This is a genomic window from Rhizobium sp. RM, assembly GCF_013390595.1.
Lineage (GTDB): Bacteria > Pseudomonadota > Alphaproteobacteria > Rhizobiales > Rhizobiaceae > Agrobacterium.
The window spans coordinates 566,912-578,491 of sequence record NZ_JACAWV010000008.1; the positions used below are offsets into that span (position 1 = coordinate 566,912).

The following is an 11,580-nucleotide window of genomic DNA, read 5'->3' on the forward strand; positions in this document are numbered from 1 at the left end:
GTCTGGCGCCTGGCGTCCCCCGCCAAGTATTTTTCAGTGGTTTTTCCACCGTCCGTTGAACTGTAGCGTTCTGGTGCATCGTTTCAAGCGAACAGTGCGGTTTTGTACTGCCGCGCAGTTGCGGAATACTGTGACCGTTGCCGTCAGATCACAATCACCGTCGTCCCGACATTCACGCGCTCATAGAGATCGGTGACATCTTCGTTGCGCATGCGGATGCAGCCGGAGGAATTGTTGCTGCCAATCGTCCACGGCTGGTTGGTTCCGTGAATGCGATAAAGGGTAGAGCCGAGATACATGGCGCGCGCGCCCATCGGGTTTGCCGGGCCGCCCTCCATGAAGGCTGGCAGGTAATGTCCCTTGGCTGCTTCTCGCGTAATCATCTCTTTCGGTGGGGTCCAGCTTGGCCATTCGGCCTTGCGGGTCACCTTGTGCGTTCCTGCCCATTCGAATCCGGGTTTACCGACGCCGACACCGTAGCGGCGTGCCTTGCCGTCGGCCATGACAAGGTAAAGAAAGCGGTTCGGCGTATCGATGACGATTGTGCCGGGCTTTTCATTCGTTTCGTAATTCACGATCTGCGGCAGGAACTGCGGTGCAATCTGCGAGCGAACCGGTGCGTTGGGCCGCACGGCGGCTGCCTGCACCCGCGCGGGGCGCTGCGAGGTGACGCCGGAATTCGGGCGCTGCGGCATCGCGACCTGCTGCTGCCGATAGACCGGCTGTCGGGCGGCCGGCGGACGCGGATAAACAACGGGGCGGACATTGGCGCCACCGAGCTGCGTGACCCAGGGAGCGGAAAGATCAGGGCTCACAACAACAGGCGGACGCTCCCGATAACGGTCGTTGGCCATGGCGGCAGGGGCTGCGAACGCAGAAAACAGGCTCAACGCCATAAAAACGGATTTCATCGTCATCGGGTGGACTCTTTTTACATGACACCGCAAGAAGGGACACGGGAACCATAGGCCCGCATTTGCAGGATAGGTTCGCACCTTGGGACCAGCGAATGGTAAACACCCATTCATGAAAAGACGCAGTTTTAGCGAAAGCTGTCGTTAGGGTTAGCGCACGGTTTTGAAACATGGTGAATCAGTGGTAAGTGCCGAGCTGCCAGTCTTTGACTGTAATGGAAGGTAATCGCCGCATGAGCGAAACGGGACTTCAAACGGGTATGGACGGCAAGATCCGCTGTTCCTGGCAGCAGGGCCTTGAAGACTACAGCCGCTATCACGACGAGGAGTGGGGTTATCCCGTCACGGACGATCGGCGCCTCTTCGAGAAGATATGTCTAGAGGGCTTTCAGTCCGGTTTGTCCTGGCTGACGGTCTTGCGCAAGCGGGAGGCGTTTCGCTCTGCTTTTGCAGGCTTCGACTTCGACAAGGTGGCTGAGTTCGGTGATGCGGACATAGGACGCTGTCTCGCCGACAAAGGCATCATTCGTCATCGCGGCAAGATTGTATCGACAATCAACAACGCCCGTCGTGCCGTGGATTTGAAGCAGGAATTCGGAACGCTGGCGCGCTATTTCTGGGGTTTCGAACCGGCCGCCGCAGAAAGGCCGCAAAAGCTGGACTATGCCACTCTTCGGGCCAACCCGATCACGGCAGCATCGACTCGTCTTTCGAAGGACCTGAAGAAGCGCGGCTGGACCTTTGTCGGCCCGACGACGGTTTATGCGTTCATGCAAGCGATGGGCATGGTCAACGATCATATTGAAGGCTGTCATTGCCGGCAGCCGATCGAGGCGTTGCGACGGGAGTTTACGCGTCCATGAAGATATCGGCAGCTCTTCTGGCTTTTATGATGGTTGTTTCGGCACTGCCGGTTCAATCCTTTGCAGAAAGCCGCAACGTCGACGGTATCTGGCTGGACGATGGTGAGCGATTGAAGGACGTCGCAATGCCACAGACTGGCCCGTTGACGCTGGACGGGTGGACAAGGCGGGGGCGCGGGGAGGTGTACCGCATCAAGGTCAAAGCCGGACAAACGGTCAAGATCGAGCTTGCCTCATCCAGCGAGTTCGTGCTGATGGCGGTCTTCGATTTTTCGACACCGGAAGAGGATGCAATCTTCTTCAGCGATGCGGAAGGCAAAACAGCGGTTCTGACCCCGAAAACTGACACCGACTGGCTGATCCGCCCGACCCTTATTCTCGGTTCGTCGCGTCGTGGCCTTGGCGCTCATTACACATTGACGGTCAGCACGCAAAAATAAGGCTTTGGCCTTAAGCGTCCAAACAAAAACGGAGCAGTCAGTCCGCTCCGTCTGTCTTCTGTCGGTCCGTGGTTCTCAGGCAGTTTGCGTCAGTGCAATCAAGCCAAGGCTGAGTACGCCAAGCAGCACGAGCGACAGGCTGGCTGCGGCAATGACCCGGCCGCCTGCATGGCGAAGGCTGCGGATGTCAACCGATAGGCCAAGGGCAGCCATCGACATGATGGTCAACACGTTGGACAGTGTCGCGACCGGGCCGAGCAGAGCCTGTGGAATAAGGCCGAATGACCGAGCCATGATCATCAGCACGAAGCAGATGATGAACCACGGAACCATCTGCTGCAGCTTGAGACGTCCTGTACCCGACTGCCCATGGATGAGCGACAGCGTTGCAATAACCGGACCCAGCATCAGGACGCGGATAAGCTTGACGATCGTGCCCGTCTGCACGGCGACGGTGCCGAGCGGTGCCGTGGCAGCAAGAACCTGAGGAACCGCGTAGACAGTCAGGCCCGCAAAGATGCCGTACTGGGTGGCATCAAGGCCGAGAAGGCTTGGCAGAAATGGCATCAGCAACACGGCGGCAACGCCGAGAACCGCGGTGAAGGCGATGGAGGCTGCAACATCTTCAGGTTTTGCGCCGATGGCTGGTGCCGCCGCCGCGATGGCCGAGTTGCCACAGATCGAGTTGCCGCAGGCAATCAAAGTCGCCAGCTTAGGTGGCAACCCCAGCATGCGTCCGGCGAAATAGCTGACAACAAGCGAGAGAGCGACAATCAATGCGATGCCACCGATCAAAAGGCCGCCTGCGCCTTTCAGGATGGAGAGGCTGAGCGATGCCCCAAGAAGCGCCACCGCAATCTCGAGCAGCGTTTTTGCGCTGAACTTGATGCCGGCAGATGCGACGGCGGGCAGGGTTATCAAGGAGCGCAATGCCGTGCCGAACAGGATCGCCAGAACCAGATCGCCAAGCCAGGCATGACCGACCAGACGCGCCTGGAATGTCTCGGCCAGAATTGCAGCACAGCTTACGGCGGCGCACAGGAGAATGCCCGGCAGGAGCGGCGTCAAGCGGCGGAGAGAAACGTGAAAAGGCTGTGTGGCGGCGCGATGATGTTGCATGAGGCGACAATGCCGGATGGTGCTGTTTTATTCTATCAAATAATATGGCATAAATCGTTCGATTAAATCGAATGAAGAACCATGACCTTTGAGCAGTTGAGAATATTTGTCGCGGTTGCCGAGCGCGAGCACCTCACGAGAGCGGCAGAAGCCATCGGGCTCACCGCCTCCGCCGTCAGCTCCGCGATCAAGAATCTCGAGGCATTTTACAATGTGGAGCTGTTTCACCGGGTCGGGCGCAACATCGAATTGACCGAAAGCGGCCGGGTCTTTTTGGGCGAAGCGAAGGCGACGCTGGCCCGCGTTCGAAATGCCGAACTTATTTTGTCCGAGATGGGCGGTTTGACGCGTGGCGAAATCACCATCTGCGCCAGCCAGACAATTGCCAGCTATTGGCTGCCACCCATCCTGATGCAATTCAAGAAGCTCTATCCCGGTGTCACGTTGAAGCTCGATATCGGCAACACGAAAACGGTAACACAGGCGGTCCTAGAAGGTCTGGCAGAGGTTGGGTTTATTGAGGGCGTGATCGATGAGCCTGCCTTGCATGTCCAGCCCGTGGTTGCCGACAAGCTTTTGGTCGTGACCGGCTCTGCCCATCCCTTTGCCGATGGTCGCCACCTGACGGCGCTTGATATGCTTTACGGTACGGCTTGGGTGCTGCGCGAACAGGGGTCGGGAACCCGTTCAGCGTTTGAGTCCGCCGTGCGGCAGATGGGGGTCGATCCGGAGGATCTGACTGTCATGCTGGAACTGCCGTCCAACGAAGCGGTCGTGACAGCCGCACGTGCCGGTGGCGCTGCGACGGCCGTTTCCGCATCCGTCGCCTCGCTGTTCCTGCGACAGGGCATGCTTGCGCGCGCGGGTATCGATCTGCCGGCTCGCAACTTCGCGCTTTTACGTCACAAGGAACGGCATACCAGCCGTGCCGCCATGGAACTTGAGCGACTAAGCCGTGCTGCTTCGGAGGATTACAAGACGGGTCTTGCCGGTCTTTGAGGCAAATGAGGGAGCGCCGTCACCGGCGCTCCCGTTTTGAGCTTAATGGCCTTTGGACTTGAGCCAGGCTTTCATCATGGCGATTTCGCCTTCCTGCGCCTTGATGACCTCTTCCGCCAGTTTGCGGATTTCAGGGTCCTTGCCGTATTGCAATTGAACCTTGGCCATATCGATTGCACCCTGATGATGCGGGATCATGCCTCGCACGAAATCCACATCGGCGTTACCGGTGTAGTCCATGGACATATCGCCGTGCATCTTCTTGCTGGCTTCCATGAAAGCCTTGGTCGATCCGGTTTCTGTTGCTGCACCCTTCGACATGTCGTGTCCGGCATGACCGCTCGCATCCTGTGCGAGCAGGGGCATAGCGGTTGCTGCTACGGCAAAGGCGGCGCCGATGACTGTAAGTTTGATGGACATGAGGTATCCTTTCCGTGTCTCACGGAGTGTTTCGATAAGATTGAAGAAAAAACCGAAACGTCAGACGCGGGGCGGCGGAAGCGGCGGTGCGGGAACATTGCCAACGAAGGCGGTTCCAAGATCGGGATGCGGATAAGCGTAGAGCATTTTGCTCGCTTCGGCGAAGTCCACCTGCGGAATCACCACAACGCAGGCCGCGCAAAAGGCTGCATGGCCTATATTGCCGCGATGTGGGCAGGGATCGCCAATACTCACATGCTGTTGCAGCGCAGGTTTAACCGCGACGGGTTCATGGTGGCCGTGTCCATTCTTCTCCATCATCGATCCATGCGCTGTCTGTCCCATGGCAGGCAACACGCCCATAGATGCCTGCGCCGGCATGTAGGCGTAGAGCAGGCAGGAAAGAAGCATCAATGTGCGGATCAACAAACGCATGAGGACGAGTTTACAACCGCGATTGTGAAATAACAAAGGCGATCACGTCAGTTCTTTCGCTATGACGTGGTGAACGATGCGATAATCCTGGCTTTCTTCGCCGAAAGGCGCAAGCGACCAATCCCACGTGGCTGCCGGATTGGCAATTGCAACGCCGTGCAGCAGGTCATCCTGTTGCTGGACCGTTCCGTCCTTGCCTATCACCTCAAAGGCGGTATCGGTCAGAAGGCAGGTCTTGCAGGGAAGGCCTGAAAGTGCGTCGAGATGTGTTTCTACGAGCCTTGGCAGCAAGTTCTCAGGGACGTTTGCCGGGTTTTCGCGCTCCAGCCTGTTGCGGGCGCCGGTCGCGATCTGAGAAAGCAGATTGGCAGATACGACCAGGTCGAGATAAGGCACGCGTCTTATAAATTCGAGCGGCTCCGCTGTTCGACCGGCCAGGATCTCGTCGTAACCCGAGAGATCGCGGTTCGAAATGCGAACGTTTTTCTTGGCATTGGCCCGCATCTTGAACTGAACACTGGCAAGATGCACCAGATCGACAAGCACAACGGTATCGAACATTGCGACCAGTGGTTTGTAGGGTACATCCCGCAGCAAGCCTGAGCCGAGAACGACGGCGGTTCGTCGCTGTTTCAGTTTTCGCGCCGAGTGCAGGATGAATTGCTGGCTGTTTCGTTCATGCTCGGCCCAGTCCGAAGCGCAACGATTGGCTCGCGACCAGAGGTTCACGGAGTATCGCACATAGGGCCGAAAAGCCTTCGGTGTCATCGCACGGGTTGCGGCATACTGGAGGGCTTCGAGAATCATGATGCCTTTATCGTGATTTTGCAGGCGGACGGAGGGGGCATGTCGAGAATACCGCGCTCAAGCGGAGCGCGGTATCGCATCAGGCGCGATAAGGGGCAACAAGGAACCCGACGATCCTGCGCACCAGCGGCAAGACAAGAAGAAGCGTCGGGAACGCAACCACCCAGGAAAGCCCCCATGCGGACATCCATTCCCGAACTGAAAAATCGCTAAAGCCGACAGCCTTGAAGGTGGCGATCAGCGAGACAATGAAGGTCATGATGATGGACAAGATCAATGGCGTCAGGATCGCGGCATATTTTGCGGGCAAGCGTGACAGTTTCATAAAAGCTTCGCTTTCTGGAAAATCGTCTTCATGGACAGCACCTTTGTCAGCGCCCTCCGGACAGACGAAGGGTTAGGTGCGTTGCTTGACGTCAGACGCTTACGGTTGCGAGACGCAACGGATAAGCGACTAACAGATGGTCTGGTGGTTCGCAAGCGCGAAGGCTGCCTTTGCGGCTTGCCGCACAGGGCTTCATCCTCTAAGACACCGGCATAATTTCAGGAAAATATCGGACCGGCATCATGAGCGAAAAAGCAAAAAAGCCTCAGAAACTGAAAGCCCGCCTGCCGCGCGGCTTCGTGGATCGTTCGGCTGCCGATATCCATGCCACCAATGAGATGATCGAAAAAATCCGTAAGGTTTACGAACTGTACGGTTTCGATCCGGTGGAAACACCGCTGTTTGAATACACTGACGCGCTTGGCAAGTTTCTGCCCGATAGTGATCGCCCGAATGAAGGCGTGTTCTCTCTGCAGGACGATGATGAGCAGTGGATGAGCCTGCGTTACGATCTGACGGCCCCGCTTGCCCGTCACGTCGCCGAAAACTTCAACGAGATTCAGCTTCCCTATCGCACCTATCGTGCCGGTTACGTTTTCCGCAACGAAAAGCCGGGCCCCGGCCGCTTCCGCCAGTTCATGCAGTTCGATGCCGATACGGTCGGTGCGGCTGGCGTGCAGGCAGATGCCGAAATGTGCATGATGATGGCGGATACGCTGGAAGCGCTTGGTATCAAGCGCGGCGATTACGTTATTCGCGTCAACAATCGCAAAGTTCTGGATGGTGTCATGGAGGCCATTGGTCTCGGTGGCGATGAAAACGCTGTGCGCCGCCTCAATGTCCTGCGCGCCATCGACAAGCTCGACAAGTTTGGTCCCGAAGGCGTTCGTCTGCTGCTTGGTCCGGGTCGTAAAGACGAGTCCGGAGATTTTACCAAGGGCGCGGGTCTCGGCGATGAGCAGATCGAAAAGGTTCTGTTTTTTGTAGGTATCAAGGACTATGCAGTAAGCGCCGACGATCTCGCCAAGCTGGTTGCCGGTACGTCCAAGGGTGAAGAGGGCGTTGCGGAACTGAACATCATTGGCGCACTGGTATCAGGCGCCGGTTACGATGCAACGCGCATCAAGATCGATCCGTCCGTTGTCCGTGGTCTCGAATATTACACCGGCCCTGTCTACGAGGCTGAACTGACATTCGATGTCACCAATGAAAAAGGCGAAAAGGTCGTATTCGGCTCCGTCGGTGGTGGTGGCCGTTACGATGGCCTCGTTTCCCGCTTCATGGGTCAGCCCGTTCCCGCAACTGGTTTCTCCATCGGTGTGTCGCGTTTGATGACCGCTCTGAAGAACCTCGGAAAGCTCGGTGAGGCAAAGCCGCTCGCTCCGGTTCTCATTACCGTCATGGATGGTGACGTGGAAAGCATGGGACGTTACCAGCGCTTCACGCAGGCGCTGCGTGCCGAAGGTATCCGTGCCGAAATGTACCAGGGCAACTGGAAGAAGTTTGGCAATCAGCTGAAATATGCAGATCGTCTCGGGTCGCCAATTGCCATCATCCAGGGCGGCGACGAGCGTGCCGAAGGTGTGGTTCAGATCAAGGATCTGATCGAAGGCAAGCGGCTTTCCGGCGAGATCGAGGACAATGCCACATGGCGTGAGGCGCGTGTGGCGCAGATTACGGTGTCGGAAGCCGATCTGGTTGCGAAGGTTCGCGAAATTCTGGCGCATCAGGCAGAGGACGTTCGTCGCGCCGCCGAAGGGCAGTAATGGCATGGCTATACTCGCGCTCGATCACGTTCAACTGGCGATGCCGGCGGGCCGGGAACAAGAGGCGCGAGCCTTCTATGCCGGTCTGCTCGGACTTGCCGAGCAGACGAAACCAGCCAATCTGGTGAGACGAGGCGGTTGCTGGTTTGCCCTCGGGGCGGTGAAGGTTCACCTTGGCGTCGTGCAGGATTTCGTTTCGGCGGGTAAGGCCCATCCCGCCTTTATCGTCGATGATCTGACGAAACTTCGAAAAACACTTGAAACCGCAGGCTGCCATGTGGTTGAGGATGAGCCGTTGGAAGGGTATCACCGGTTCTATGTCCATGACCCCTTCGGTAACCGCATCGAAATGATGCAGCCGCTCGCACCGTGACGAAAAGTACCGTTTCATGCCCCTGATCGACATGCCGGAATTTACCGGAGAGCTTCTCGAAGAATTTGCCGCGCGCCGCACCAGTCGCGTGAACACGCCTGTTATTCAGCCGGCAGAGCCTTTCCTTGACATGGCTGGCGAGGATTTACGTCGCCGTATCTTCATGACGGAAAGCGAAACGGGCGAGAGCCTTTGCCTGCGGCCCGAATTCACCATTCCGGTCTGTCTGCGACATATTGAAACGGCGACCGGCACGCCGAAGCGATATTCCTATCTCGGCGAGGTGTTCCGTCAGCGTCGCGAAGGCTCGAACGAATTTTATCAGGCAGGGATCGAGGATCTCGGCGATCCGGATATTGCCGCCTCAGATGCCCGTGCCGTCAGCGATGCGACTGCCGTGTTGAAGCGACTGCTGCCCGGCCGCACTTTGACTGTTACTCTTGGAGACCAGCAGGTTTTTGAGGCCGTCGTTGCAGCGCTTGGTTTGCCGCTTGGTTGGCAAAAGCGCCTGGTACAGGCGTTTGGCGATATGGCGCAGCTTGAGGCGCTGCTCGACAGCTTGGTGCACCCCAAACCGATGACGGGACTTGATGCACGTGTCGCCGGTCTTCTCGCCACAGGTGAAGAAAAGGTGCTGGTCGATTACATCGACAGCGTCATGCAGGAAACCGGTTATTCGACCAACGCCAGCCGCTCGCCGCAGGAAATTGCCCGCCGCCTGCGCGAAAAACTGGCGCTTGCTGCGACCCGTCTGCCGGATGAAAGCTTTGGCCTGTTGAAACAGTTCCTGTCGCTGCAGGCACCTTTGCCGGAAGCCTCGAGGACGCTCGCCGATTTTGCCGAAAAAGCGAAACTGAAACTGGATGGTGCTCTGTCTGCATTCGACAAACGCGTTGCCGCACTCGCCAATGCAGGTGTAGCACTCGAGACGGTCACTTATCGCGCGGCATTCGGCCGCCCGCTTGATTATTATACCGGCCTCGTTTTCGAAGTGGTGGAAGCTGGCGGTGATAGTGTTCTGGCAGGCGGCGGTCGCTTTGACCGGCTGCTGACGCTTCTCGGCGCGAAAGAAAAAATACCGGCGGTTGGCTTTTCGCTATGGCTGGATCGCATCGAAGCGATACGCGGGAGTGACACGCTGTGATTACCATTGCACTGCCCTCGAAGGGCCGCATGAAAGAAGATGCCTCCGCTGTTCTGGAGCGCGCCGGGCTGAAGGTTGCAGCGATCGGCAACGACCGCTCCTATCGCGGCCGCGTTGAAGGTCGCGACGATATCGAGATTGCTTATCTGTCGGCTTCGGAGATCGCTCGCGAGATCGGCGCGGGTACGGTGGATTTCGGTGTGACCGGCGAAGATCTGGTGCGGGAAGGACTGACCAGTGCCGATGCGCAGGTCGAATTCTGCGCCCGCCTTGGTTTTGGTCATGCGGATGTCGTGGTTGCTGTTCCGGAAATCTGGCTCGATGTCGATAGCATGGCCGATCTCGGTGACGTTGCCTCGGAGTTTCGTGCGCGTCATGGCCGTAGACTGGCTATTGCCACAAAATACTGGCGGCTGACGCAGCAGTTCTTTTCGCGCCAGCACGGCATTCAACTGTATCGCATCGTCGAGAGCCTTGGCGCGACAGAAGGTGCTCCTGCTGCGGGTCAGGCGGATATCATCGTCGATATCACCTCGACCGGTTCGACGCTCAAAGCCAATCACCTGAAAATTCTCTCTGATGGCATCATCGTTCGCTCAGAGGCCTGTTTTGTCCGGGCCCGTAAACCGGAACACGACAACAACCCGGTGATCCTCGAGGTCGCAGAACGCGTAAGGTCGGCGCTGCAGGCCTGAGATATCGGGGAGGGGGCGCGATATTCTGAAAGCAGATTCAGGTCTCGTCTTCGCGACTTTGAAACATAAAAAAACCGCCGGATCGCTCCGGCGGTTTTTTGTTTAGGCTTCGCTTGTGTCAGGCGTGGGCAACCGCGGCGCCGCGCTTTGCATCGACCGAGTAGGCGCCAGCGCCAAAAGCGACGAGCAGAAGATAGGCACCGGCAAGCGTGATGTTCTTCATCAGCATGATGCCGTTAAGCGCGTTGATCCAGCCGAGTGCCGGGTCAGGCCAGCCAGGAACCGCAACGGTGCCGCTGTGGAAGACGAGGCCGGTGAACACGCAGAATACGGCAAGCGCGAGTGCAGCGACCTTGGTCTGGAAACCGACCAGAATAGCGAGACCGGCGACGAGTTCGAACAGGCCTGCAACATAGGCAAGCAGGGTCGCTGCAGGAAGACCGGCGCCGGTGATCATACCTGCTGTGCCGGACGGGTCGGTCAGCTTGCCGAAACCGGAATAGATAAAGATGAAGGAAAGCAGAATGCGGGCGATAAGAACGAGAACGTTCTGGCTGTTGGACATGGTTATCTCCAGTAATTGAGCGGCGCGTTTGCCGGGGCTGTATGGCGATGTCTGGAGATATTAATGACGCAAATAGCGCTTCGCAGAAAGATGAACAACGGAAGACAAATTGTCTTCATTGAGTGAACAATTGCCGCCCAAAAAAGCTGGCGCAGATTACTCGCCTTCCATTCTTCAGGCGGCGAAACGCATGTTTTCAAAACGCGGAAACAGGAAGAAGCCGGAAATCTGCCCATGCCGCCCTTCATCGAAGCCGGAGGATTCTCCCATGCAGATTACCGGCTGCTGAGCGGCAGCCGGCGTCAGCAGATTGGTGGAGAAGCAGAAGCGTGACGGTGCTGTCGATGCCTGCTCAAACAATTCCAGGACCTTTGCGTGGTGACTGCGATCGTAACAGCGAATGAGGGTCAGCAGGCCGCACTCACCATGCGGCAACCCGTGCATGAAACATGCGTGTTCGCCGAGCATGATGACGCCACTTGAGAGGTCACTGCTCCACGCTTCGGAAATGAAAAAATTGGACAGGCTTTGGCCCATGTCGGGCTGGTTTGTTGGAAACGCGGCAAGGGCGTCGTGGCGTCTTGATATCTTGAACAACTCGCTCCCCGCATGAATCCTGGTTCAGCTTCCGTCTGTCGGGACGTTTGACTGGGTTGAATCCGATGTCGCCGCATCCGCTTTCAGCCAATGTCTCCGTGGAGAAATATCCACGGCT

The 11,580-nt window shown here is 57.5% G+C and carries 15 protein-coding genes; 7 read left to right on the top strand and 8 right to left on the bottom strand.

Going from position 1 to position 11,580, the window contains the following annotated elements; all coding sequences use genetic code 11:
• Nucleotides 1-143: 143 nt before the first annotated feature.
• Entirely contained in the window at nt 144-917 is a 774-nt protein-coding gene (locus HWX89_RS11700; RefSeq protein ID WP_138794638.1) for a L,D-transpeptidase, read from the bottom strand.
• Between the two features lie 230 nt (nt 918-1,147).
• Between HWX89_RS11700 and HWX89_RS11705 the strand changes: the two genes are divergently transcribed.
• Both HWX89_RS11705 and HWX89_RS11710 read left to right on the top strand, forming a co-directional pair.
• Nucleotides 1,148-1,777 (top strand): DNA-3-methyladenine glycosylase I, encoded by a 630-nt coding sequence (locus HWX89_RS11705; RefSeq protein ID WP_138794639.1) that lies wholly within the window; start codon nt 1,148-1,150, stop codon nt 1,775-1,777.
• Nucleotides 1,774-2,217 (top strand): hypothetical protein, encoded by a 444-nt coding sequence (locus HWX89_RS11710; protein ID WP_138794640.1) that lies wholly within the window; start codon nt 1,774-1,776, stop codon nt 2,215-2,217. Before HWX89_RS11705 ends, HWX89_RS11710 begins: the two co-directional genes overlap by 4 nt.
• A gap of 75 nt (nt 2,218-2,292) precedes the next feature.
• Here HWX89_RS11710 and HWX89_RS11715 read toward each other — a convergent pair whose 3' ends face one another.
• Nucleotides 2,293-3,336: a YeiH family protein gene (locus HWX89_RS11715; protein WP_138794641.1), complete on the bottom strand. Its 1,044-nt coding sequence runs from the start codon at nt 3,334-3,336 to the stop codon at nt 2,293-2,295.
• An 81-nt stretch (nt 3,337-3,417) separates the two neighbouring features.
• On the opposite strand from HWX89_RS11715, the gene HWX89_RS11720 reads away from it, so the two are divergent.
• Nucleotides 3,418-4,335 (top strand): LysR substrate-binding domain-containing protein, encoded by a 918-nt coding sequence (locus HWX89_RS11720; protein ID WP_138794642.1) that lies wholly within the window; start codon nt 3,418-3,420, stop codon nt 4,333-4,335.
• Nucleotides 4,336-4,377: 42 nt separating this feature from the next.
• Here the strand turns inward: HWX89_RS11720 and copM are convergent, their stop codons facing one another.
• The 4 genes from copM to HWX89_RS11740 form a co-directional block, all read right to left on the bottom strand.
• A complete protein-coding gene (gene copM, locus HWX89_RS11725; protein WP_138794643.1) occupies nt 4,378-4,755 on the bottom strand; it encodes a CopM family metallochaperone in 378 nt (125 codons plus the stop codon).
• Nucleotides 4,756-4,815: 60 nt separating this feature from the next.
• Nucleotides 4,816-5,190 carry a hypothetical protein gene (locus tag HWX89_RS11730; protein ID WP_138794644.1) on the bottom strand — a complete coding sequence of 125 codons (375 nt, stop codon included), beginning with the start codon at nt 5,188-5,190 and terminating at the stop codon, nt 4,816-4,818.
• Nucleotides 5,191-5,232: 42 nt separating this feature from the next.
• Complete coding sequence (locus HWX89_RS11735; RefSeq protein ID WP_138794645.1) at nt 5,233-5,997, bottom strand: hypothetical protein; 765 nt, start codon at nt 5,995-5,997, stop codon at nt 5,233-5,235.
• Nucleotides 5,998-6,076: 79 nt separating this feature from the next.
• Nucleotides 6,077-6,322: a DUF2798 domain-containing protein gene (locus tag HWX89_RS11740; RefSeq protein ID WP_138794646.1), complete on the bottom strand. Its 246-nt coding sequence runs from the start codon at nt 6,320-6,322 to the stop codon at nt 6,077-6,079.
• Between the two features lie 242 nt (nt 6,323-6,564).
• Here HWX89_RS11740 and hisS point away from each other — a divergent pair, with 242 nt between their 5' ends.
• Genes hisS through hisG form a run of 4 tightly spaced genes read left to right on the top strand, consistent with a single transcriptional unit; the run spans nt 6,565 to nt 10,300 of the window.
• On the top strand, nt 6,565-8,088 hold the full coding sequence (gene hisS / locus HWX89_RS11745) for a histidine--tRNA ligase (protein WP_138794647.1): 1,524 nt from the start codon (nt 6,565-6,567) through the stop codon (nt 8,086-8,088).
• A 4-nt stretch (nt 8,089-8,092) separates the two neighbouring features.
• Nucleotides 8,093-8,461, top strand: coding sequence for a VOC family protein (locus HWX89_RS11750; protein WP_138794648.1), 369 nt, complete (start codon nt 8,093-8,095; stop codon nt 8,459-8,461).
• Nucleotides 8,462-8,477: 16 nt separating this feature from the next.
• Nucleotides 8,478-9,605, top strand: coding sequence for an ATP phosphoribosyltransferase regulatory subunit (locus HWX89_RS11755; protein ID WP_138794649.1), 1,128 nt, complete (start codon nt 8,478-8,480; stop codon nt 9,603-9,605).
• Complete coding sequence (gene hisG, locus HWX89_RS11760; protein WP_138794650.1) at nt 9,602-10,300, top strand: ATP phosphoribosyltransferase; 699 nt, start codon at nt 9,602-9,604, stop codon at nt 10,298-10,300. Before HWX89_RS11755 ends, hisG begins: the two co-directional genes overlap by 4 nt.
• A gap of 118 nt (nt 10,301-10,418) precedes the next feature.
• On the opposite strand, the gene HWX89_RS11765 is transcribed toward hisG, so the two are convergent.
• Complete coding sequence (locus HWX89_RS11765) at nt 10,419-10,865, bottom strand: DoxX family protein (protein ID WP_138794651.1); 447 nt, start codon at nt 10,863-10,865, stop codon at nt 10,419-10,421.
• A gap of 174 nt (nt 10,866-11,039) precedes the next feature.
• A complete protein-coding gene (locus tag HWX89_RS11770) occupies nt 11,040-11,462 on the bottom strand; it encodes a hypothetical protein (RefSeq protein ID WP_138794652.1) in 423 nt (140 codons plus the stop codon).
• Nucleotides 11,463-11,580: the final 118 nt, after the last annotated feature.